This window comes from Roseomonas sp. BN140053, assembly GCF_047690175.1.
Classification (GTDB): Bacteria; Pseudomonadota; Alphaproteobacteria; order Acetobacterales; family Acetobacteraceae; genus Roseomonas.
In genome coordinates this window covers 61,804-83,215 of record NZ_JBLLEB010000011.1, presented here as the reverse complement: position 1 = coordinate 83,215, position 21,412 = coordinate 61,804, and the positions used below count along the sequence as shown (strand labels likewise).

Below are 21,412 nucleotides of genomic sequence, written 5' to 3'. Positions count from 1 at the left end.
GTTGTTCTGATTCGGATCGCATCTTTACAGACCTCCGCGCGCAATCAACAGCCGCCGCGGGATCGGCCTGCGCGAAGACCGGCTGCTGGCGGCAGGAAACGATTTGCCGCATCATCGGCGCACCCGCGAAGAAGCCCGCATCCGGCGGACACGGCCGAGCGCCGGAGGCGGAACCGGCGGCCGGACACGGCGGCCGGCGCGCGGCAAGGGAGGATCGAGATGAGCGAAGCCAGGAACGGCGCCCTGGGCCCCTACGGGCTCGCGGGCCGCGTCGCCGTGATCACCGGCGGCAGCAGCGGCATCGGCGCGGCGACGGCACGTCGCCTGGCGGAACTCGGCGCCACCGTCGCGATCGGCTACAACGCCGGCCGCGACCGTGCGGAGGCGCTGGCCGCCGAACTGCCGGGCAGCGGACACATGCCGCTGCACATGCCGATGGCCGACAGCGCCGCGCTGCGCGCCGCGGCGGCCGAGGTAGAGGCGAAGCTCGGCCGTGCCGACGTGCTGGTGAACTCCGCCGGCACCACGCGCGCCGTCCGGCACGCCGACCTCGACGCGCTGGACGACGAGACCTTCGACCGCATCCTCGTCACCAACGTGCGCGGCCCCTATTCCACCATCCGCGCCTTCGCGCCGCTGCTGCGCCGGGGCGGCGACGCGGTCGTGGTGAACATCTCCTCCCTGGCGGCGATCAACGGCCTGGGCAGCAGCATCGCCTACTGCGCGTCCAAGGCGGCGCTGGACACGATGGGCCTGTCCCTGGCGCGCGTGCTGGCGCCGGAGATCCGCGTGATCACCGTTTCGCCCGCCGCGGTGGATACGGAGTTCGTGCCCGGCCGCGGCCGCGACGCCGTGCTGAACGCGGCCGCCGCGACGCCGCTGAAGGTGATCTGCCAGCCCGACGACGTGGCCCTGGCCGTGGTGGCCGCGGTCACGCATCTGCGCCTGTCCACCGGGACCACGCTGCTGGTGGATGGCGGGCGGCACCTTTGACGGAAAGCACCGTGCCGGTCCTGCCGGCACGGGAAGCAGCCGGGCAGCGCGGGGCTGCCCGACGCCTTCAGGCATCATTCGCCCCGAGGCCGGCGAGCTGGGCCGCATTGGTGCTGACCATCTTGCGTACGTCCTCCTCCGAATAGCCGAGGGACAGGCACAGGCCGATGATCTGCCGGAAGCCTTCCACCGGCAGCGGCGCATTGGTCTGGCCGAGGTCGGAACCGAAGAAGGTCCGGTCCACGCCGGCCGCCTCGATCAGCGCCTTGAGGAAGTTCTCGTCGTAGACCTTCATGCGGTTGGGGATGAACATGCAGATCGAGTGCTCGATCCACGCCCCCATCGACACCAGTTCCTTCACGTCGCTCAGAGACGCGCCCACGGTGTAGCTGGGGTGGTTGACCAGCAGCCGGTTGACGCCGCGCTTCTTGGCCTCGTCGAACAGCGGCCAGACCTCGCTGATGTGCAGGTGGCCGCAGGACAGCACGGCATCGTGCTCGGCGATCAGATCCAGCACGTGCTTGACCTCGTCCAGCAGGTCGCCGTGCGCATCCACGGCGGAGATCGCCACCTGCTTCAGCATCTTGCCCTTGGTCGGCAGCAGCGACTTGCGGTGCCCTTCGCGGATGTGGTTGGCCGCCGACACCGTGGGCATCCACACCACCTTGGCGCCGGTCTTCAGCGCCGGCTCCACCGCGAAGGGGTTGATGCCGCCCACGGAGTTGTTGAGCACGATGCTGCCGATCGGCTCCGCCCGGGTCGCCTTGCCGGCTTCCTTCAGCACCTCCACGAAGGGGCCGGTGGGGTAGTAGTGGTCCTTGAACAGCACGGCGCGCATGCCGGCCTCCGCGGCCTGGGCCAGCGCTTCCTCATGGTTCAGGGCGCGGGCCATCACGGAAGGGCCGCTGTGGCAGTGCAGGTCGATCGCGCCCTGCATCAGCTGCTCGACCAGACCGGGATCGGTGTTCAACGCGGTGCTCATGCTCGTGCTTCCCTCGGGAGTGCTGGGATTCAGTCGGGCTGCCCGGCGGTGCCGAGCGCACGGATGTCGGACAGGGCCTTGTTGGCCGCCTGCTTCATGAAGCCCTGGTCGGAGGAGTAGACGAAGGCCGTGGCGCCAACGCCGCGCAGCCATTCCGCCTCCTTCATGCCGCCCACGAACACCGCGACGGGCTTGTTCACGCGCCTGGCGGCGGCGGCGATCCGCTCCACCGCGTCGCGGATCGGCGGGGCGTCGTTGGTGGGCGCGCCCATGGCCGCGGTCAGGTCGCCGCGGCCGATGAACAGCGCGTCGATCCCCTCCGTGGCGGCGATGGCGTCGATCTCGTCCAGCGCCTCGGGGTCCTCGATCTGCGCGATCACGGCGATGCCGGCATCCGCCGCGTCGATGTAGTTCCACATCCCGCCGCCGCCGTAATTCGCCGCCCGCACGGAGCCGGAATAGCCCCGCTTGCCGCCGCGATAGCGGCAGGCCGCCGCCACCTGCGCCGCCAGGGCCGCGGTGGCGACATGCGGCACCAGCACGCCGGCGGCGCCGCAATCCAGCACGGAGAGCAGGTGGTGCGGCGCCGGGCTGGGCACCCGCACCAGCCCGGCCGTGCCGGTGGCGCGGGCGGCGAACAGCGCGGCGTCCGTGGCCTGGCGGTCGAAGGGCGAATGCTCCTCGTCCACCACCACGAAGTCGTAGCCGATGCCGCCCAGGATCTCGGCCCCGTGCAGGGTGGGCGTCTTCAGGAAGCTGCCGACCAGCAGTTCACCGGCACGAAGGCGGGCGCGGAAATCCGAAACGGCGGGAACAGGCGGCATGGGGGACACTCCCGGCACCGGCCGGGTCGTTTGACCATGCGGCCATTGTTCTGGTAGGAGAGACAGGTTTCTGCTCAACGGGAACATCCATCTGGTCCCCGCCGATGTCAAGGACCATCGCCGCCCGAGGGAGAACCCCAAACCATGTCGCGCATCGACGGCCCCCCACGGGGCGAAGGGCTGCAGGCGGTGGCCATGGCCTTTCAGATCCTGGAATACCTGGCCAAGCAGCGGGGCGGCGTCGGCGTCACCGCCCTGGCACGCGCGCTGGGCACCACCAAGAGCCGCATGCACCGCCACCTCCGCACCCTGGTGGAGAGCGGCTACATCGTGCAGTCCGCGGAGTCCGAGAAGTACCGGATCGGCAGCCGGCTGGTCACGCTGGGCCAGGCGGTGGCCGAGAATTTCGACCTCGCCACCGTGGCACGCGAGGAGGTGCGGGCGCTGCGCGACGCGCTGGGCCATTCCGTGGTGCTCAGCCGCGCCGAGGCGGCCGGGGGCGTCGTGCTGGCCACGCTTCCCGGGCACGAGGCGATCGAGATCGCGGTGAAGCCCGGCTCGCTGATGGCGCTGCACTGCACCGCGCAGGGCAAGGTCACACTGGCCTTCGCGGAACCCGCGATCCGCGACCGCGTGCTGCTGTCGCGGCTGGACATGCGCACCCCGCACACCATCACCAGCGCCACCGTGCTGCGCGAGGAGCTGGAGCGCGTCCGCGCCCGCGGCTGGGCCACGGCGCCGGGGGAAAGCCTGCTGGGCGTCAACGCCCTGGCCGCACCGGTGTTCGAGGGCGGCGGCCACATGGTGGGCGCGGTGGCGATCCTGGGCTCCATCCAGTTCATCGAGGCCGAGCCTTCGGCGGAGCAGGTCCGCCACGTGCTGGACACCGCCGGGCGCATCTCGGCCCGGCTCGGCCACGCGCCCGGCAGCGCTGTTGACACGGCCGGTGCCTGACAACAGCATCGGGCATCTGCCGGAACGATGTTCTGCACAACGGAACACGCCGGTCCCGCCCGGAGACGCCCGATGGCCTACGACCCTTCCGATCCCCGCGCCGCCCTGGCCGCGCCCGCCGGCGCCCCGGCGGCGGTGACCGGCCACTTCACGGCGGCGCAGTACGCCAAGTTCTACGAGACGGCGCCGCAGGAAGAAGCGGACGGCGCCCGCCACTGGTACGCGCGCGGCCGCAACTTCATCGTCGCCTTTTCCGAAGTGTCCGCCGGCACCGTGCTGTCGCGCAGCGACCAGCCGGACGAATATGTCCTGCTGCTGCCGGAAGCCGGCACGAGCGTGGAGATCACCGCCAACGGCGAGCGCAAGACCATCGAGGGCAACTCGGTCGTGTTCCTGCCGCCCGGTGACAGCCAGATCACCGTGCAGGCCAATGGCCGCCTGGTGCGGCTGTTCACACCGCGCTCGGCCGATCTCGCGGCGAAGTGCAGCAACGCCGCCTCCTTCACGGAAGACGACCCGCGCATCCCGCCGCTGCAGAACTGGCCGACGCCGCCCTACGGCTTCCGCATCCGTGCCTATACGCTGGACGTGCCCAAGACCCCCGGCCGCTTCGGGCGCATCTGGCGCTGCACCACCTTCATGGTGAACTACCTCGACACCGCCATGGGTCCGCGCGACGTGCGCAAGCTGTCGCCGCACCACCACGACGATTTCGAGCAGGGCTCGCTGGTGCTGAACGGTTCCTACACGCACCACATCCGCTGGCCCTGGACGACCGACCAGACCGCCTGGCGCGAGGACGAGCACGTGCTCTGCGGCGCGCCCTCCATCACCGTGATCCCGCCGCCCTCCATCCACACCTCCCGCGCCGAGGAAGCCGGGCAGATGGTGGACATCTTCTGCCCGCCGCGGATGGACTTCTCGCTCAAGCCGGGCTGGGTGCTGAACGCCGACGACTACCCGATGCCGCCCAGCGCCTGAGCGCCGCCGGCCGCGGGGCACCGCGTCCGGGAGGGTGCCGCGGCACCCTCCCGGCCGGCACCCTGCGCCTTGTTCTCGCACCGCCGCGCGGCTCCTCACTGCAGCTTCAGCTCGACCAGCATCCGTGCCGTGGCCTGATCCTCCGCCAGGAGGAACTCGCCGAAGCGGCGGGGTTCGAGCAGCTCCACCTCGTTGAAGGCTCGGTGCATGGCCTCGGCGTAGGTGGGGTCGGCACCGGCCTCCAGCACCAGCCGCGACAGCCGGTCCAGGATGGCGGGCGCGGTGCCCTTGGGCGCGAAGAAACCGAAGCGGGTCACCAGTTCCACCGCCAGCCCGGATTCCCGCAGCGTCGGCACCTCCGGCAACGGGCCGATGCGGGTGGCGCCGGTCTGTACCAATGGCACCACGCCGCGCTCCACCAGCGGCATGATGTTGCTGGGCGCGCCCATCACCAGGTCGATGTCGCCGGCCAGCAATGCCACCACCGCGGTCGCCACGCCGGAATAGGGCACGTGCAGCAGCCGGATCCCGGCGGCCTTGGCCATCGCCTCGGCCGCCAGGTGCGGCGTGCTGCCGGCGCCGGGGGTGCCGTAGCTCAGCCCTTCCGGCCGCGAGCGCGCCAGTTCCAGCAGCCCGGCGAAGTCGCGGAAGCGGGCGTCGCGTCGCCCGGCCAGCACGTAGGGGATGGCGATCAGGTTGGCGATCGGCGCGAAATCGCCGACGGCGTAGGACAGGTTCTGCAGCCGCGGCACCGCGGTCAGCGCCCCGGTCCCGGCGAACAGCAGCGTGTAGCCGTCGGGGGCGGCGTTGCGGACGCGGTTGGCGCCGATCGCCCCGCCGCCGCCGGTGACGGATTCGATCACGATCGCCTGCCCCAGCGCCGCCATCAGCCGGTTCTGGATGGGGCGGATATACTGGTCCGCCCCGCCGGCGGCGTAGGGCACGATCACGCGGATCGGCCGGTCCGGATAGGACTGCGCCCGGGCCCCGCCCGCCCCCAGCACCGTGCCGGCCGCGAGCAGCGCGCCGCGCCTGGAGATCACCATGCTTCCGTCCTCCCCCTGGTTTCGTCGCCCGCTCAGGCCGTGAAGCCGAAGAGCCGCGCCGGGTTGGTCCACAGCACCCGCTCGCGGTCGGCGGCCTCCGGCACGGTGCGCGCCAGGGCGGCCAGCAGCGGGGCGAAGTCGGTGCGCTCCCGGGCGCGCAGGAAGGGCCAGTCGGAGCCCCAGATGCAGCGGTCCAGCGTGAAGGCCTCGATCAGCGCGGCGACGAAGGGATCGGTGTCCGCGTAGGGCGAGCCGCTGCGGGTCATGCGGAACAGGCCGGACAGCTTGATGGTGGCATCCGTGCTGCGGCCCAGCTCCAGCAGCGCCCGGAAGCCCGGCTGCTCCAGCCCCTGTTCCAGGTCCGGACGGCCGCTGTGGTCGATGATCACCGGCAGCCCCGCCGCCCGCAGCACCGGCAGCGCGGCGACCAGGGAATCGCCGTGGTGGTAGTGCACCTGGATCACCCAGCCCATCTCGCGGGCACGGGCCAGGGCGCGCTGCCCGGCCTCACCCAGCAGCGGCGGGCTGGTGGGGAAGTCCAGGTTGAAGCGGATGCCGACGATGCCGCCTTCCTTCATGCGGCGCAGTTCCGCCTCCGCCGTGCCGTCCGGCAGCAGGGCGACCCCCTTCAGCCGGCCCGCGCTCGCGGCGATGGCTTCCAGCATGTAGGTGTTGTCGGCGCCGTAGCCGCCCAGCGGGTTGATCAGCACGCCGTGCGTGAAGCCGTGGCAGGCCAGCATGTGCAGGAACTGGTCGGCAGTGCCCATCTCGTTGGGCTGGATGTCGAAGCCGCGGTCGCTGCCCCAGCCCTGGCGCTGCAGGTCGAAGGCATGGGCGTGAGAGTCGACGGCGGGCATGGCGTGTTCCTCGTGTTGCTTTGAATTGTTGGGCGGAGCGGCTGCAGCGTCGCGCTCCTTCCAAGCTGGGCCGGGTTCCGTCCCCGCGTACTCGCCCGCAAGGCGCTGCGGCCGGTGCCGCCCGGTGAGGGGCGCCCCCGCTGTCGAGGCGCCGCCTCAGCCCGTTCCGAAGCCGTAGAGCGCGGCCGGGTTGTCCACCAGCAGTCTTTGCCGGTCGGCCGGCTCCGGCGCGAAGGCGGGGAGGAGGCTCAGCAGCTCCATCTCGTCCACCGGCGTGGCGAGGTTGGGATGCGGGAAGTCGGTGCCCCACAGCACCCGGTCCGGCGCCGCCCGCAGCAGGGCGCGCGCGAAGGGCAGCGCCGCGGTGAAGGGGGCGCGACACATGCGCTCGATGCCGCTCAGCTTCACCCAGATCCGCGGGTCGCCCAGCAGTTCCAGCAGCGTGCGGAAGGCCGCCCCCCCGGTGCCCTGGGCCGGGTCGACGCGGCCCATGTGGTCGATCACCACGGGCATCCGCAGGTCGCGGATCACCGGCGCCATGTCCCGCACGCCCTCGCCCTGCAACTGCAGCACCATGTGCCAGCCCAGGTCGCGGACGCGGTCGGCGGCGCGGTGAAACACGGCCATGTCCGGGGCGCCGCCGAGCGAGCCGATGAAGTTGAAGCGGATGCCGCGCACCCCGGCCGCCTGCATCTCCCCCAGTTCGGCGTCGGAGGTCTCGTCGTCGATCATCGCCACGCCGCGGCACCGCTCGGGCGCCCAGCGCAGCGCGTCCAGCATGGCCCGGTTGTCGGTGCCGTGGCAGCTCGCCTGCACGATCACCGCGCGCTCCAGCCCCAGGCGGGCGTGCAGCGCCGCCAGCACCTCCTTGGGCCGGTCCTCGGGCGTGTAGCGGCGCGAGGCTGCGTAGGGGAAGCGGTCGGCCGGGCCGAACACGTGGCAATGCGCGTCGCAGGCGCGGCGCGGCAAGGGGAAGCCCGGCGCCCCCGGCGCCGCCCCGTGATCTCCGTCGGACATCCGTTCCCCCCGGGTCAGTGGCGGGACGTTAGGGAATGGCGCAGCCCCGGCCCGAGCGGTATTTCGATACGTTCCGCATGCCGGAACGCCATCCGGCCCGCGCCCCGCGCGCAGGGGTGGAAAGCCCGGCACCGCCGGGCCGTCTCCTGCCCCTTGTTCGATGGCTCCCGCCGGGTGCGGCGGCAGGCGGGTTTGAAGCGGGACATGGCGAAGCTGAAGGACAGGGGCGGCCGCACGGACGCGACACCGTCGGAACGGAGCGGCGCGGCCGATGGCCTCGCCACCCCGGGCAAGGGGCGGCATCCCCGCCACCACCGGCAGGCGCCCTATGGCGCGCGGTGAGTTGCACGGCCGGGCCAGCGGCGCGTCCGGCGCTTCGGTGGGCCCCGCGGCGCCGCTGACGGCCTATGCCCCCGTCCGCCCGCCGATCCGGCGCACGGCGGCGGAAGCGGTGGCCTTTCTCCGGCAGCGCTCGGTCCTGGCCGACGACCCCGCCCTGCCCCGCGGCCAGGGGCGGCCGGTGCTGGTGCTGCCCGTGCTCGGGCGCGGGGACCGGCACACGGTGCCGATGCGGGGGGCGCTGGAGCGGCTCGGCTACCGCCCCTTCGGCTGGGGGCTGGGCACCAATGCCGGCCCGACCCCGCGGCTGCTGGCGGGCGTCGAGCACCGCCTGCTGGCGCTGCACGCGGAGCACGGGCCGCTGGACCTGGTGGGCTTCAGCCTGGGCGGCGTCTTCGCCCGGCTGCTGGCGCACCGGCATCCCGACAAGGTCCGGCAGGTCGCCACCGTGTGCAGCCCGTTCCGCGAGATCGTGGACAGCGCCTTCCTGCCGCTGCGCCCTTTCCTCCGGGCCTGGGGCACCCCGGACCTGCCCGACTTGGCGGCAGAGGCGTCGCGGCCCCTGCCGGTGCCGGGCACCTTCCTGTTCAGCCGCACCGACGGCATCGTGGCCTGGGAAAGCTGCATCGAGCCGTCCCGGCCCGAGGACTGCTTCGAGGTGCCCGGGCCGCATGTCGGGATCGGGCAGAACCCCGCCGTGCTGGCGATCCTGGCCTGTCGGCTCGGCCGCGACCTGTCCGGCGAGGCGCCTTCCCGCGGCTGAGTGCGCGGGCTTCCGGTGCAGCAGCAAGCCGGGGGGAAGTATCCCCCGGACCCCCTTCTATTTTCGGGAGTTTGAGGGGTGCCTTTCAGGGCACCCCTCAAACTCCCGAAAGAAGGAGGGGGATCGGGGGAGTTCACTCCCCCGACCTTCCTTGCCACCTCAGGCCGCGTCGGCCGCGGGTCCCGGCGCCCGGCGCTGCTGCAGCCGCTCCATGGACACCGTGATCTCGCGGCTGGCCTCCTTCAGTGCCGGGATCAGGTCCCCCGTCAGCACCTGATGGCTCACCGCGGAGCGGAAGTAGCTCAGCCCGATGGTGCCGGCGACCGCCTCGCCCAGGAAGATCGGCACCGCCACCGTGTTGGAGGAGCGCGGCTCCACCTTGGGGTCGCGCAGCGCGTAGCCCTGGCGCCGCACCGTGGCGATCATCGCCCGCGCCACCTGCTCCAGGTTGGGCGGGTTGTCCTCGGGATCGGCGGAAGCCGCCAGCATCCGCATCAGGATATGCCGCTCGGAGGCCGGGCAGAAGGCGAGATAGGCCCGCCCGATGGCGCGGGTGAGCAGGGAGAAGCGCACCCCCACCGTGGCGTGGAAGGGCGACACCGCGCTGTCCGCGGTGGTACTGAGGCTGACGGCGATGCGCCCGCCATCCTGCACCCCGATCGCCGCCGGCCATTTCAGCCGCTGCGTCAGCTCCGCCGCCCAGGGCCGCCCGGCTTCCGCCACCAGCGGCCCGCCGTGGAACCCGGCGCTGAGCGACATCACGTCGGAGGTGACGTGGTAGCCGATGCCGCGGTCCCCCTTCTTGATCAGCCCGGCCGCGATCAGCGTGTCCAGCAGCCGCACCACCGTCGGCTTGGGCAGCCGGGTGGCGCGATGCAGCGCGTCCACGGTGGTGTTCCGCTGCCGGTTCAGCTCCCGCAGGATGGCCAGGGCGCGCAGCACGGACTGGACGGGGGGCTCGCTCAGCGCAGGGGCTCCGGCACCCGCTCCGCGAGGTCGGAGACGGTCAGCACCAGCTTGCCGACTTGGGCGTTGGCGTCCAGCACTTCCTGCGCCGCCGCCGCGTCGGCCAGCGCGTGCACGCCGCAGATGCGGGTCCGGATGCGCCCATCCTCCAGCAGCGGCCAGACCTGCGCCACCAGTTCCCGCGCGATGCGGCCCTTGTAGGCCGGCGGCCGCGACCGCAGGGTGGAGCCGGTCAGGGTCAGGCGCCGGATATAGATCTCGCGCGTGCTGATCTCCGCCTTCGGGGCGCGATGGCTGGCGATCAGCACCAGCCGCCCGTCCGGCGCCAGCAGCCCCAGCTCCAGCGGCGTGTAGTCGCCCCCCTGCCCGTCCAGGATCACGTCCACGCCGCGGCCACCGGTCAGCGCGCGCACCTGGTCCGGCCAGTCCGCCTCGCGGTAATCCACCACGCCCGCCGCCCCCATCTCCAGGCAGACCGCGCGCTTTTCCGCCGAGCTGCTGGTGGCCAGCACCGTGGCGTCCCGCAACTGCCGGCCGATCTGCATCGCCGCCAAGCCCACGCCGCTGGTGCCGCCCTGCACCAGCAGCGTTTCGCCCTCCGCCAGCCGGCCGAGCCAGACCACGTTGTTCCAGGCGGTGAAGAACACCTCCGGCAAGGTCGCCGCCTGCAGGAAGGAGAAGCCGCGCGGCACGGGCATGCATTGCGGCGCCGGCACCACGCAGTATTCCGCGTAGCCGCCGCCCGCCACCAGGGCGCAGACCGCGTCCCCCGGCAGCGGCCAGGACACGCCGGGTGCCACCGCCTCCACCACCCCCGCCACGTCCAGGCCGGGGATGTCCGTCACCCCCGGCGGCGGCGGGTACAGGCCCTTGCGCTGCTGCACGTCCGGCCGGTTCACCCCGGCGGCGGCCACGCGCACCAGCACCTCGCCCGGGCCGGGCGCGGGGATCGGCCGCTCGCACAGCGCCAGCACCTCGGGCCCGCCCTGGCCCCTGATCTCGATCGCCCGCATCCGCCGTGTTCCTCCGAAGGGCTCGCCCCCTAGCACGGCCGGGCGAACCGGCACGGCGCCGCGCGCCGCCATTCCGGCAGACGGAACGCCTCACTTGAGCGCTGGCTGCCCCCGGCGGGCCTGATAGGCTGCCGCGCAACGGTGCGGACACCACGCGCCGGGGAGGAAACCCATGCCGCCCGGCCTGCCATCGGCTGCCCATCCCTCGCGCGGCCTCACCCGGCGCGGCGCCTTCCTGGCGGCCGGCGCCGCGGCGCTCGCGCGCCCCGCCGCGGCGCAGGGCGCCTGGCCGGGCCGCACCGTGCGCATCATCGTGCCCTTCGCCCCCGGCGGCACCACCGACATCCCCGCGCGAATCACCGCCGACCACCTGGCGCGGCACCTCGGCCAGGCCTTCGTGGTGGAGAACCGCTCCGGCGCCGGCGGCGCGGTGGGCATCCGCGCCGTGGCGCAGGCCACGGACGGCCACACGCTGCTGCACACCACCTCCGCCGTGGCGATCCTGCCGGCGCTGCAGCGCGACCCCGGCTTCGACCCGCTGGCCGACCTGCAGCCGATCACCCTGACCACCGCCTCGCCCATCCTGCTGATCGTGCGGGCCGACTCGCCCTTTCCCAACCTGCGCAGCTACCTGGCGCGGGCGCGGGAAGCGCCGGGCAAGGTCAGCTTCTCCTCCTCCGGCATCGGCACCACCGTGCATCTGGCCGGCGAGTTGCTGCGCGCGCGCGCCGGGGTGGACCTGCTGCACGTGCCCTATCGCGGCTCCGCCCCCTCCGCCACGGCGGTGCTGGCGGGCGAGGCGGATTCCGGCTTCCTCAGCCCGATCGAGGTGCTGCCGCATATCCGCGCCGGCCGGCTGCGGGTGCTGGCCACCGCCGCGCGCAGCCGCACCGCCCTGGCGCCCGAGGCCCCCACCATCACCGAGGCCGTGCCGAACTACGACGGCATCGAGCTGTGGTTCGCGCTGTTCGGCCCGCGCAACCTGCCGCCCGAGGTTTCAGCGACCCTGATGCGCCAGCTGGCACCGCTGCGCAGCGGCTCCGTGCTGTCCGACCGCATGGCGGAGCTGGGCGCGGACGTCCTGCTGGACGGGCCCGAGGCGCTGGCCGCGCGCATGCGCGCCGAAGTGCCACTCTGGAAAACCATCGCCGAACGCGCCGGGATCCCTCGCGAATGACAGTTGCTACCGACACGCCGCTCGTGGACACGCATTTCCACCTTTACACGCGCGACATGCCCATCACCTCCTGGGCTTGGCACCACCCGCCGGAGGACGCCTCGGCCGAGCAGTTCCTGGCGCTGATGGACCAGCACGGGGTCGGCTACGGCGTGGTCGCGGCGGCCAGCCTCTACGGCCAGTACAACGACTACGTGATCCGCTGCTGCCGGAAATACCCGCGCCTGCGCGGCACCGCCTTCGTGCGGCCGGACACCGACATGTACACGCTGGAGCGCATGAAGGCCGACGGCATCGTGGGCATCCGGCTGTTCTTCCGCCGCGTGCCCGACCCGCCCGACCTCAACTCCCCTGAGTACAAGCTGCTGCTGCGCCGCGTGCGCGACCTGGACTGGCACGTGCACACGCTGGTCAGCAGCCCCGCCCTGCCGGAGGTGATCCGCGCGGTGGAGGAGGCCGGCGTCAAGCTGGTGATCGACCATTTCGGCAAGCCGGACGAGCGGCTCGGCGTGGACTGCCCGGGCTTCAAGGCGCTGCTGGCGGCGGTGGAGCGCGGCCGCACCTGGGTCAAGCTCTCGGCCGGCTTCCGCATGCCCTCGCGCGAAGCGGCGCGCTCCTACGCCCAGGCGCTGCTGCGCGTTTCGGGCGGCGAGCGGCTGATGTGGGGCAGCGACTGGCCCTTCGCCGCCTTCGAGAGCGGCGTCACCTACGGCCAGACGATTGCCGACCTGCACGACTGGGTGCCGGACGCCGCGACGCGCCGGCTGATCACCGCCGACACGCCGATGCGCCTGTATTTCGGCGCCTGACGGCAGATAGGGAACACACACCATGCCCAGCATCACCCGCCGCCGGATCGGCACCGGACTCGGCTCCCTGGCGCTCGGCGCCGGCCTCGCCGCCGCGCGCCCGGCCGCGGCGCAATCCTGGCCCAACCGCCCCGTCACTGTGATCGTGCCCTGGCCGGCTGGCGGCTCCACCGACGTGCTGGCGCGCTCGGTGTCGCGCAACCTGGAAAACCGCTTCGGCCAGCCCTTCGTGGTGGACAACCGCTCCGGCGCCAGCGGCAACATCGGCGCCGCCACCGTGGCGCGCGCGGCGCCGGACGGGCACACGCTGATGGTCACCACCAACGGCCCGATCACCAACAACACGCTGCTGTTCCGGTCGATGCCCTTCGATCCGTTCAAGGACTTCACGCCGGTCTCGCTGCTGGCGGAGCTGCCGATCGTGATCGTGGCGCGCAACGGCCTGCCCTACCGCACGGTGCAGGAGCTGGTGGCCTACGCCAAGGCGAACCCGGACAAGGTGAACTGCGGCACGCCGCCGATCGGCGCCGTGGCGCACCTGGCGGCGGAGCTGCTGATGTACCGTACAGGCATCCGCATGAACGTCGTGCCCTATCGCGGCTCCGCACCCCTGACCAACGACCTGCTGGCGGGTTCGGTGGACATCGCGCTCGACCTCGTCACCACCTACCTGCCGCATATCGAGGCCAACTCCATCCGCGCCCTGGGCATCACCGCCGCGGCGGCAGTGCCGCAGCTGCCCAACGTGCCGCCGGTGCAGGCGCAGGGGGTGGCGGACTACCAGGCCACCGGCTGGATCGCCCTCCTCGGCCCGGCGCGCCTGTCGGCGGAGATCGCGGCCAAGCTGAACGACGCCTGCAACGAGTACCTCGCGCTGAACGACACCAAGGCGCTGCTGCCGCCGCTCGGCCTGACGCCGCTGGGCGGTGAGCCCGCCGACCTCACCCGCCGCATGACCGCGGAGGTCGAGCTGTGGCGGCCGGTGATCCGGTCCGCCAACATCACGGTGGAATAAGCTGCGCGGATGCCCACCCCCTTCCGGCGCCCCGGCGTCACCAACGGCGCCATCGGCAGCGTCCCCTACATGCGCGACCTCATCCTGGCGCAGTACCCGGACGCCAAGTTCAACGAGAACATCCGCCACCGGATGACGGAGGCGGAGATCATCGCCTTCCTGTCGGATTGCGACTGCGCGATCATGGGCGGTGACGTGGTGAACGACCGCGTGCTGGAAGCGCTGCCTGATATCCGCAACATCGGCATCTTCGGCGTCGGTCTGAACACGGTGGACCTGCTGGCCTGCCAGCGCCACGGCGTGCGGCTTGGCTTCACCCCCGGCGTCAACCGCCTGGCGGTGGCGGAGCTGGCGCTGTGCTTCATGATCGCCGGGCTGCGCTGGGTGGCGCCGCTCAGCCTGGCGATGCGGCAGGGCGAGCGGCCTCGCACCCGCGTCGGCCGCTCCCTGACCGGCCGCGTGGTCGGGCTGCACGGCTGCGGCCATATCGGCAAGGAGGTGGTGCGCCTCCTCCAGCCCTTCGGCTGCACGGTCATCACCCACGACATCCGCGACTACCCGGATTTCTACCGCGCCCACGGCGTCACCCCGGTCTCCTTCGACGAGTTACTGCGTCGCTCGGAGGTGCTGTCGCTGCACATCCCGCGCGGCCGTGCCACGGAGAACCTCTACGACGCCGCCACCCTGGCCCGGCTGCGGCCGGACTGCGTGCTGGTGAACACCTGCCGCGGCGGCATCGTCAACGAGGACGCCCTGCTCGACCGGCTGGAAAGCGGCGCTCTGGTGGCCGCCTGCCTGGACGTCTTCGCGCAGGAGCCGCCGGACAACGACCGGCTGCTGCGCCACCCCAACCTGCTCTCCACCCCGCATGCCGGGGCCAGCACGCGGGAAGCCCGGATCGCCATGGTGGAAGCCGCCCTGCGCGGGTTGCACGAGGGCGAGCCGGTCGACCCCGCCCGCTTCACCGACTACCTCTAGGCCAGGAACAACACCGATGGACGAGCTGCGCATCCGGCAGGAGCTGGAGATCCTCAACGTCGCCTTCTGGCACGACGTGGACACCAACTGGGGCGAGCGCGCCCACGAGTTCTTCACCGAGGACGGCGTCTACACCACCAGCCACAAGGCCCGCCAAGGCCGCGAGGCCATCCGCGGCTTCTATTCGGAACGCGAATCCCGCGGCCCGCGCGTGGCGCGGCACCTGATCCACAACTTCCACGTCACGGTGCACGACGCGGACCACGCCACCGCGGAATGGACCATGTGCCTCTACGCCGAGGACGGGGAAGCGCCGCTGCTGTCGGAGCCGCCCATCCTGATCGGCGCGGTGACGGATGAATGCGTGCGTGGCGCGGATGGACGCTGGCGCTACGCCGCCCGCACCACCCGCCCGTTGTTCAAGGGCAGCCGCCCCACCTCCGGCTGAATGCCGGGGGCGATGCCCCGAAGCGGGGGCTCGCCCCTCACGCCATCGAGCCTTCGTATGGACGTGGTGAAGCCAGCAAGCCGGGGGGAAGTATCCCCCCGGAACCCCCTTCTATTTTCGGGAGTCTTTGGGCGCGCCTTGGCCAGTCGTGCTCCCCCAAACTCCCGAAAGAAGGAGGGGGTCTGGGGGAGTTCACTCCCCCGGCCTTTTGCTCCTCGGGCTATCCGGCGGCCGCCCTCAGCATCGCCGCGCATGGGGATCGCGGAGTTCCTCGCCAAGCTCCGCGCCCCGCTGCTGCACAGTGCCCGCGCGCTCGGACTGGCGCTGGGCGCTGGGGGTTCAACACCGGGCCGGTCATCGCCATTTGTATGTTCGAGAGGACAACTCATTGAGTTCCGCCCCGCATGCTGGGATGATCCCGGCCGTGGCGGAGTACGGGCGAGGGAGGCTCATGCAACAGGCAACCGGCGAACCGCGGACGCTGTTCGACAAGCTCTGGGACGCGCACCGCGTGGTGGCCGGCGAGGACGGGCAGGACCTCCTCTGGATCGACCGGCACTACGTGCACGAGGGCTCGTTCCACGGCTTCGACAAGCTGCGCGCGCGCGGCAGCCGCGTGGCGCGCCCGGACCTGACCTTCGGCGTCGCCGACCACTACGTCCCCACCCGCAACCGCGGCGCCGCCATCGCCGACCCCGCCATCCGCGACGTGGTGGGACGGGTGGAGCGCAACACCGGGGATTTCGGTGTGCAGCTCTTCGGTCTGCACGACCCGCGGCAGGGCATCGTGCACGTCGTGGGCCCGGAACAGGGCCTCACCCTGCCCGGGCTGACGGTGGTCTGCGGCGACAGCCACACCTCCACCCACGGCGCGCTGGGGGCGCTCGCCTTCGGTATCGGCGCCTCGGAGGTCGCGCATGTGCTGATGACGCAGACCCTGTGGCAGCGCCGCTCCCGGCGCTTGCGCGTCCATGTGTCCGGCACCCTGCCCGTGGGCACCGGGGCCAAGGACCTGGCGCTGACGATCATCGCCAAGCTCGGCGCCGATGGCGGCCAGGGCTGCGCCGTGGAATATGCCGGCCCTGCCGTGCGAGCCCTGAGCGTCGAGGGCCGCCTGACCCTGTGCAACCTGTCCATCGAATGCGGCGCCCGCTGCGGCCTGGTGGCGCCCGACGAGGTCACGCTGCGCTTCCTGCGCGGCCGCCCCTTCGCCCCCGCCGGAGACGCCTTCGACCGCGCCGCGGAAGAATGGCTCACCCTGCCCAGCGACGCCGACGCCGTCTTCGACCGCGAAGTCTCTCTGGACGGCAACGAGGTGGTGCCGATCGTCACCTGGGGCATCAGCCCCGAGGACGCGCTGCCTGTCACCGCCAGCATCCCCGACCCCGAGCGGGCTGCCGACCCCGCCCGCGCCACCCAGCTGCGCGAAGCCCTGGCCTATATGGACCTCCGCCCCGGCCAGAAGCTGGAGGATATCCGCATCGACCGCGTCTTCATCGGCTCCTGCACCAACAGCCGGATCGAGGACCTGCGCGCCGCCGCCGCGGTGCTGCAGGGCCGCACGGCGCGGGTGCCCGGGCTGGTGTCCCCCGGCTCCACCCCGGTGAAGCAGCAGGCGGAGCAGGAAGGGCTGGACCGCATCTTCACCGCCGCCGGGCTGGAATGGGCGGAATCCGGCTGCTCCATGTGCGTCGGCATGAATGGCGACCTCCTCCGCCCCGGCGAGCGCTGCGCCTCCACCACCAACCGCAACTTCAAGGGCCGCCAGGGGCAGGGATCGCGCACCCACCTGATGTCCCCCGCCATGGCCGCCGCCGCCGCCGTCACCGGCCACCTGACCGACGTGCGCCCGCTGCTGCAGGGGCGCGGCTGATGCAGCCCTTCACCCGCCTTTCCGCCCTCGTCTGCCCGCTGCCGCTGCCCAACGTGGACACCGATCAGTTGATCCCGGCCCGCTTCATGAAGCGCACCCGCGCCCAGGGTTACGGCGAGCAACTGATGCACGACCTGCGCCGCAACCCCGACGGCACGCTGCGCACCGACTTCCCGCCCAACGACCCCGCCCGATCAGGCGCGCAGATCCTGGTGGCGCGCCGCAACTTCGGCGGCGGCTCCTCACGCGAGGCTGCGGCCTACGCGCTGGTGGATGGCGGCTTCCGCTGCGTGCTGGCCCCCAGCTTCGGCGACATCTTCTCCTCTAACGCCGTCAACAACGGCCTCCTCCCTGCCCGCATCGGCGAGGCGGAGGCAGAGCACCTGCTGGACCTCCTCGCCGCCGGCCTGCGCGAGCTGACCGTGGACCTCGAAACCTGCACCGTGACCGCCGGCAACGAGGTCCTCCCCTTCACCGTGGCCCCCACCTGGCGCACCAAGCTGCTCAACGGCTGGGACGACATCGACCTCACCCTCAGCCACCGCGCCGCCATCGAAGCCTTCGCCACGGCCCGCGCCGCCGCCCACCCCTGGACCCTGCCGACCCGCCCGGCCTGACGTTTCGGCCTGGGAGGCGGGGTTGCTGGGCTCTGGTGGTGCTGCTGGTCCTGGGTGCCCCGGCCTTGGCCAGAGGGGCTCTGCCCTGGCCACGGCCAGTTCATCCAGGAACCAACTGCACCACCAGCCCCCGGCAACACCGCCCCCGAGCCGACGCGCCAAGCCGGGCGATGCGTCAGGCCGCCGGAAGGCGCTGGCGGTCGCGGTAGCGGGGGCCCCACTCGGCGGCACTGATCCAGTGCAGCAGGCTGGCGGCATCGGGGGTGCGGCCTTCCAGGGCCAGGGTGGTGCGCCAGGCCAGGGCCAGCATGCAGGACAGCACGGGGGCGCGGCCGACCTGCGGATGTGCCAGGATGGGGCGCAGCGTCGGCATGCCGGTGCCCAGCAGCACCACCGCGTCCAGCCCGGCAGGGTCCAGGGCGGTCAGTGCCTTCTCGGCGGTGGCGCCAGCCATGGCGTAGATCGGGTGGAAGGCGCCGCCCTGCAGTTCCGCCCCCGCCACCCGCGCCACCCGGAAGCCCCGCGCCGTCCAGTAGCGCGCCGAAGCTTCCGTCAGGTCGGGCGGATAGGGCGAAACGAGCCCGACATCCCGCGCGCCCAGCACGGCGAAGGCATCGCGCACCGCGCGGGCGGCGGTGATCACCGGCACGCCGCGCGCGTCCTCGATCCGTGCCACCAGCGCGTCCTCCTCCGCCGGCCCGGCGAAATAGGATGCGCCGGTGCAGGCAAAGGCCACGGCCCCGATCGGCGCATTGGCGAACTGCGCCACCGCGACGTCCAGCGAGCCGAGGTAGTCCAGCAACCGGTCCACCATGCTGGACTTCGGGCTGGTCAGCCGGGCGTTCACCATGGCCACGCCGGCCGGCCACAGGATGCCGAACTCCGGCTCCACCGTAGTGTTGGCCTGCGGCGTCAGCACGCCGACCAACCCGCGCGGGGCATACTCCACGCTCATCGCGTCGGCCCCGCCACGCTCTCGTGCCATGGGATCACCGCGCGCCGCAGCAGCACGGTGACGAGGTAGAACAGGAAGCCCACCAGCGTCAGCAGCAGGATCACCGCGAACAGCATGTCGGTCTCGTAGGCGTTCATTTTGGCGATCAGCAGGTAGCCAAGCCCGAGATTGCCGCCGAGATATTCCCCGATCACCGCACCGATGATGGCCAGCACGATCCCGACCTCCGCGCCGACGAGGATGTAGGGCAGTGCCGAGGGCAGCTCCAGCAGCATGGCGCGCTGCCAGGGATTGGCGTTGAAGGCCGTCATCACGTCCCGGTGCCCGAGATCCACCGACTTCACCCCGCGCAGCGTGCCGGTGAAGATCGGGAAAAAGGCGATCACCGCGGCGATCACCACCTTGCTGGTCATGCCGAAGCCGAACCACACCACGAAGAGCGGCACCAGCGCCACCTTGGGCACCACCTGCGACGCCACGATGAAGGGGTTCATCGTCTGCTCCAGCCAGGGCACCTTGGCCAGCACCGCGCCCATGGCGACGCCCAGCACCAGCGCGATCAGGAACCCCGACAGCGTCGCCTGCACCGTGGCCAGCGTGTGCCGCCAGGTGGACGGGGTCGCCAGCAGCTCCACGAACCCGTCCCACACCGACAGCGGGGAGGGCAGGATGAAGGCCGACACCCCCGACCACGTTACGTAGAACTGCCACAGGCCGATCAGCAGCGCGGCCAGCAGCGGCGTGGTGACCAGCGCGATCGGCAGCCGCACCCGGCGCCGCGCCGGGGCGGGCGCCGCGGGAAGCACCGTCTCGCTCACGACACCGCCTCCAAGCGGCGCCGCAGCACGCGCACGTGGTCCTGGAACTCCGGCAATGTCTGGGTTTCGGGCGTGCGCGGGCGCGGCAGGTCGATGGCGTGCACGCTGTCGATCCGCCCGGGCCGCGGCGAGAGCAGCACCACGCGGTCGGCCAGGAACACCGCCTCGCTGATGGAATGCGTCACCAGGATCACCGTCTTGCCGGTTTCCATCCAGATGCGCTGCACCTCCAGGTTCATCGCCTCGCGCGTCATGGCATCCAGCGCGCCGAAGGGCTCGTCCATCAGCAGGATCTGCGGGTCGCCGGCCAGCGCCCGCGCGATGGCGGCGCGCTGCCGCATCCCGCCCGACAGCTCCCGCGGCCAGCGCCGCTCGAACCCCGCCAGCCCGACGCTGCGGCACAGCGCCCGGGCGCGTTCCAGCCGGCGCGCACGGGGCACGCCGCGCAGTTCCAGGGGCAGGGCGACGTTGCGCTCGATCGAGCGCCAGGGAAATAGGTTGGCATCCTGGAACACCACGCCCAGCTCGCGCAGTGCTTCCGGGTCGCGTGACGCCTCGCGCCACAGCGACCGCCCGGCGATGCGGATTTCCCCACCGCTGGGCGGCAGCAACCCGCCCACCATGCGCAGCAGCGTGGTCTTGCCGCAGCCGGACGGACCCAGCAGCACCAGGAACTCGCCCTTGCGGATGGAAAGGTCGGTGCGCGACAGGGCGTGCACCGCCGCCCCGCCGGGCACGGCAAACCGCTTCTCGACGCCGCTCAGCTCGATCTCGGCGGCCGCGGCGGCGCTCACGCCAACGCCTCGTCCACGAAGCGGTTGGTGTAGAGGATCGTGGGATCGGGCAGCCGGGCGATGCCGGCATCCGTCAGCTCGGCGGCGCCGTTGGCGAACAGCGCCGGCACGTTGCGCAGCAGGTTCTCCCGCCCTTCCGTCAGCCAGGCGCGGCGTGACGCCTCGAAGGTGCGCACCGTGGCCGGCAGGTTGCGGATTCCGGGGATCTCGAACTCCCGCGACGCGCGACGGATCATCGGCGACACGTCCGGGGCCAGCAGCTCCTCGGCACTGCCGCGCATGGCCTTGAGCGTGCGCACCAGCAGCGGCCCTTCCCGCTCGGCGGTGTCGCGCCGCACGACGTAGCACTGACCAGGCATGGGGGCGTAGCGATCGGTCGGCCAGGCCTCGAAGGCGGCCTTCTGCTCCGTCAGCGCTTCCACCACGTTGGTGCTGGCGATGAAGCCGTCGATGCGCCCGGCCTGCACCAGCCCCAGCGCGGCGGGGTTGTTGCCCACCACCTCGCGCCGCGTGGCGGTGGGGTCGAAGCCGCCCTTGCGCAGCATCAGGTCCAGAAAGTTCTCGGTGGAACCACCCACCGACACCACGCCGATCCGCTTGCCGTTCACCGCCGCGATGTCCGGCAGCGGCTTATCCTTGTGCGAGATCAGGTAGAACCCGCCGGCCTGGTAGATGGTGGCCACCGAGATCAACGGCAGATTGGCCTGCGACACCGCCTTCATCATGTCGATACCGGAAATGCGCAGCATCCTGGCCTGCCCCGTCACCACCTGCTGGATCGCCTGCGCCGAGCCGCTGCCGCCCAGCAGCACGGGGTCGAAGCCCTGCCGCTTCAGGTGCTCGCCCGCCACGGCGTTCATCATCTCCAGAAAATCGACGATGAAGCCGAAGGGCGTGATCAGCGTCAGCTTCTCGCCCGCCTGGGCCCGCGCGCCGCGCGAGGCCAGCAGCGCCGGCGCCGCCAGCAGGCCCAGCGCCACGCGCCGTCGCAGAACCGCCACCCCGGCCGATCCACCCTCACCCGGCATGCCCATTCTCCTCATCCCGATCACTGGCCGCGTCCCGCGCGCGCAGGCTGCGGCACCTGCACGATCCGGGCCGCCGCACCGCGGCCGGGCGAACCGGGCCGGCGCTGCGGGGCGGTGCAGCCTGCCGCCGATCCGGGCAGCCGGCCAGGGAAAAGCGGCACGCCC

The 21,412-nt window shown here is 72.2% G+C and carries 22 protein-coding genes; 11 read left to right on the top strand and 11 right to left on the bottom strand.

The window, feature by feature from the left end; all coding sequences use genetic code 11:
• Positions 1–219 precede the first annotated feature (219 nt).
• On the top strand, positions 220–993 hold the full coding sequence (locus tag ACLIBK_RS12745; RefSeq protein WP_415387638.1) for an SDR family NAD(P)-dependent oxidoreductase: 774 nt from the start codon (positions 220–222) through the stop codon (positions 991–993).
• A 67-nt stretch (positions 994–1,060) separates the two neighbouring features.
• On the opposite strand, the gene ACLIBK_RS12740 is transcribed toward ACLIBK_RS12745, so the two are convergent.
• Positions 1,061–1,975, bottom strand: a complete 915-nt coding sequence (locus ACLIBK_RS12740) for a DUF6282 family protein (RefSeq protein ID WP_415387637.1) — start codon at positions 1,973–1,975, stop codon at positions 1,061–1,063.
• 29 nt (positions 1,976–2,004) lie between these two features.
• On the bottom strand, positions 2,005–2,799 hold the full coding sequence (locus ACLIBK_RS12735) for an HpcH/HpaI aldolase family protein (RefSeq protein WP_415387636.1): 795 nt from the start codon (positions 2,797–2,799) through the stop codon (positions 2,005–2,007).
• 144 nt (positions 2,800–2,943) lie between these two features.
• On the opposite strand from ACLIBK_RS12735, the gene ACLIBK_RS12730 reads away from it, so the two are divergent.
• Both ACLIBK_RS12730 and ACLIBK_RS12725 read left to right on the top strand, forming a co-directional pair.
• Complete coding sequence (locus tag ACLIBK_RS12730; RefSeq protein WP_415387635.1) at positions 2,944–3,753, top strand: IclR family transcriptional regulator; 810 nt, start codon at positions 2,944–2,946, stop codon at positions 3,751–3,753.
• A gap of 72 nt (positions 3,754–3,825) precedes the next feature.
• Complete coding sequence (locus ACLIBK_RS12725; protein WP_415387634.1) at positions 3,826–4,734, top strand: hypothetical protein; 909 nt, start codon at positions 3,826–3,828, stop codon at positions 4,732–4,734.
• Positions 4,735–4,829: 95 nt separating this feature from the next.
• Here the strand turns inward: ACLIBK_RS12725 and ACLIBK_RS12720 are convergent, their stop codons facing one another.
• From ACLIBK_RS12720 to ACLIBK_RS12710, 3 genes are all read right to left on the bottom strand, one after another.
• On the bottom strand, positions 4,830–5,780 hold the full coding sequence (locus ACLIBK_RS12720) for a Bug family tripartite tricarboxylate transporter substrate binding protein (protein WP_415387633.1): 951 nt from the start codon (positions 5,778–5,780) through the stop codon (positions 4,830–4,832).
• Between the two features lie 32 nt (positions 5,781–5,812).
• Positions 5,813–6,637, bottom strand: coding sequence for an amidohydrolase family protein (locus ACLIBK_RS12715; protein WP_415387632.1), 825 nt, complete (start codon positions 6,635–6,637; stop codon positions 5,813–5,815).
• Between the two features lie 156 nt (positions 6,638–6,793).
• Positions 6,794–7,654 carry an amidohydrolase family protein gene (locus tag ACLIBK_RS12710; protein ID WP_415387631.1) on the bottom strand — a complete coding sequence of 287 codons (861 nt, stop codon included), beginning with the start codon at positions 7,652–7,654 and terminating at the stop codon, positions 6,794–6,796.
• Positions 7,655–7,925: 271 nt separating this feature from the next.
• On the opposite strand from ACLIBK_RS12710, the gene ACLIBK_RS12705 reads away from it, so the two are divergent.
• Entirely contained in the window at positions 7,926–8,756 is an 831-nt protein-coding gene (locus ACLIBK_RS12705; protein WP_415387630.1) for an esterase/lipase family protein, read from the top strand.
• A 159-nt stretch (positions 8,757–8,915) separates the two neighbouring features.
• Here the strand turns inward: ACLIBK_RS12705 and ACLIBK_RS12700 are convergent, their stop codons facing one another.
• Positions 8,916–9,698: a helix-turn-helix domain-containing protein gene (locus ACLIBK_RS12700; RefSeq protein ID WP_415387629.1), complete on the bottom strand. Its 783-nt coding sequence runs from the start codon at positions 9,696–9,698 to the stop codon at positions 8,916–8,918.
• 20 nt (positions 9,699–9,718) lie between these two features.
• Positions 9,719–10,735 carry an NAD(P)H-quinone oxidoreductase gene (locus ACLIBK_RS12695; RefSeq protein WP_415387628.1) on the bottom strand — a complete coding sequence of 339 codons (1,017 nt, stop codon included), beginning with the start codon at positions 10,733–10,735 and terminating at the stop codon, positions 9,719–9,721.
• A gap of 172 nt (positions 10,736–10,907) precedes the next feature.
• On the opposite strand from ACLIBK_RS12695, the gene ACLIBK_RS12690 reads away from it, so the two are divergent.
• From ACLIBK_RS12690 to leuD, 7 genes are all read left to right on the top strand, one after another.
• Positions 10,908–11,912: a Bug family tripartite tricarboxylate transporter substrate binding protein gene (locus ACLIBK_RS12690; RefSeq protein WP_415387627.1), complete on the top strand. Its 1,005-nt coding sequence runs from the start codon at positions 10,908–10,910 to the stop codon at positions 11,910–11,912.
• Entirely contained in the window at positions 11,909–12,721 is an 813-nt protein-coding gene (locus ACLIBK_RS12685; RefSeq protein ID WP_415387626.1) for an amidohydrolase family protein, read from the top strand. The genes ACLIBK_RS12690 and ACLIBK_RS12685 overlap by 4 nt, the downstream gene beginning before the upstream one ends.
• 22 nt (positions 12,722–12,743) lie before the next feature.
• A complete protein-coding gene (locus tag ACLIBK_RS12680) occupies positions 12,744–13,736 on the top strand; it encodes a Bug family tripartite tricarboxylate transporter substrate binding protein (protein WP_415387625.1) in 993 nt (330 codons plus the stop codon).
• A gap of 9 nt (positions 13,737–13,745) precedes the next feature.
• The gene (locus ACLIBK_RS12675) at positions 13,746–14,714 is read left to right on the top strand and encodes an NAD(P)-dependent oxidoreductase (protein ID WP_415387624.1); all 969 of its coding nucleotides are present in this window, start codon (positions 13,746–13,748) and stop codon (positions 14,712–14,714) included.
• 16 nt (positions 14,715–14,730) lie between these two features.
• Positions 14,731–15,162 carry a nuclear transport factor 2 family protein gene (locus ACLIBK_RS12670; RefSeq protein WP_415387623.1) on the top strand — a complete coding sequence of 144 codons (432 nt, stop codon included), beginning with the start codon at positions 14,731–14,733 and terminating at the stop codon, positions 15,160–15,162.
• Between the two features lie 451 nt (positions 15,163–15,613).
• Entirely contained in the window at positions 15,614–17,035 is a 1,422-nt protein-coding gene (gene leuC, locus ACLIBK_RS12665; protein WP_415387622.1) for a 3-isopropylmalate dehydratase large subunit, read from the top strand.
• The gene (gene leuD, locus ACLIBK_RS12660) at positions 17,035–17,652 is read left to right on the top strand and encodes a 3-isopropylmalate dehydratase small subunit (protein WP_415387621.1); all 618 of its coding nucleotides are present in this window, start codon (positions 17,035–17,037) and stop codon (positions 17,650–17,652) included. The genes leuC and leuD overlap by 1 nt, the downstream gene beginning before the upstream one ends.
• Positions 17,653–17,827: 175 nt before the next feature.
• Here the strand turns inward: leuD and ACLIBK_RS12655 are convergent, their stop codons facing one another.
• Genes ACLIBK_RS12655 through ACLIBK_RS12640 form a run of 4 tightly spaced genes read right to left on the bottom strand, consistent with a single transcriptional unit; the run spans position 17,828 to position 21,247 of the window.
• Positions 17,828–18,637: a hypothetical protein gene (locus ACLIBK_RS12655; protein ID WP_415387620.1), complete on the bottom strand. Its 810-nt coding sequence runs from the start codon at positions 18,635–18,637 to the stop codon at positions 17,828–17,830.
• On the bottom strand, positions 18,604–19,425 hold the full coding sequence (locus tag ACLIBK_RS12650) for an ABC transporter permease (RefSeq protein ID WP_415387619.1): 822 nt from the start codon (positions 19,423–19,425) through the stop codon (positions 18,604–18,606). The genes ACLIBK_RS12655 and ACLIBK_RS12650 overlap by 34 nt, the downstream gene beginning before the upstream one ends.
• Entirely contained in the window at positions 19,422–20,219 is a 798-nt protein-coding gene (locus ACLIBK_RS12645; RefSeq protein ID WP_415387618.1) for an ABC transporter ATP-binding protein, read from the bottom strand. The genes ACLIBK_RS12650 and ACLIBK_RS12645 overlap by 4 nt, the downstream gene beginning before the upstream one ends.
• On the bottom strand, positions 20,216–21,247 hold the full coding sequence (locus ACLIBK_RS12640) for an ABC transporter substrate-binding protein (RefSeq protein WP_415387617.1): 1,032 nt from the start codon (positions 21,245–21,247) through the stop codon (positions 20,216–20,218). The genes ACLIBK_RS12645 and ACLIBK_RS12640 overlap by 4 nt, the downstream gene beginning before the upstream one ends.
• Positions 21,248–21,412: the final 165 nt, after the last annotated feature.